Below are 871 nucleotides of genomic sequence, written 5' to 3' on the forward strand. Positions count from 1 at the left end.
AAGCGACAAGCGCCAATGGTGTTTGATCGTGATAAACAAATTGTCTACCTCTGGTACAAAGGCAAGGTACGCGCCCAGCACTTTCAAGATTTACGGGTTTATGAAGACTTTCAAATGATGCGTATCCAGACACGTGGTTTTGATAAACACAACAACATGCAATGGGCTAATTTTATGGTACAACCGCGCCACAACCCTTATTACAACGGCAGTGATGCGTACGAGCCGGTATTGGCATTTATATGTCAATTTATGGAGTATGGCCGCGAGCATGTAATGCCGCAGCATGAACAGTGGCAAACCGATGACAAACCCTTTGCATTTTTTGATGATGAAAAACCAAAAGACTTTGAGCAGCAGCTTAATGCGATATTAACGCATTTATCAGAGAATGATACAGATATCCCGCTTGATAAAGACAATTTACCGTTATCTACAGGGATGGATATGAGCATGAGTATGCGTTTAAGTAGGGCCCAGAGTAGAGAAAGTAATAAGGATGTGGACAACAGTGAATAAAGGAATTGTTGAGATAAAGGCGCTAAGGAGTGCCACTACAAAGCTTAACGGAACTTGCTAACCGCAAACAAGCTGACGGCCAAGCTATACCTTATATTTTACCTAGCGAGCTTAAAACACTGGTTGATAGCGCCCGCAGCTTTGGCCCACAAAGTGATGCCTGGCAGGCTTTATATAAAGATTACATCCACCACAGTGTTAAATATTCAGCAACGATTGATGCGATTGCTCATGGCCCAGAAGAAGACGCTGAATTCACCACTAAAAACCAACAACGCGAGCTTTTTTACAATCAGCCAGAACAAGCTGAAGCAAATGAGCAATGGCAATCACAATTAATAAATGGATATAG

Annotated in this window: 1 protein-coding gene and 1 pseudogene; both read left to right on the plus strand. The window is 42.4% G+C overall.

The window, feature by feature from the left end; all coding sequences use genetic code 11:
- Positions 1 to 519, plus strand: a 519-nt coding sequence (locus H5187_RS23770) for a hypothetical protein (protein ID WP_182798501.1), incomplete at its 5' end; no start/stop codon positions are given.
- 29 nt (positions 520 to 548) lie between these two features.
- A pseudogene (locus H5187_RS23775) lies at positions 549 to 871 on the plus strand (DUF2235 domain-containing protein); the annotation flags it as partial.

Source organism: Pseudoalteromonas sp. SG44-1, assembly GCF_014164315.1.
In the GTDB taxonomy this organism is placed as follows: domain Bacteria; phylum Pseudomonadota; class Gammaproteobacteria; order Enterobacterales; family Alteromonadaceae; genus Pseudoalteromonas; species Pseudoalteromonas rhizosphaerae.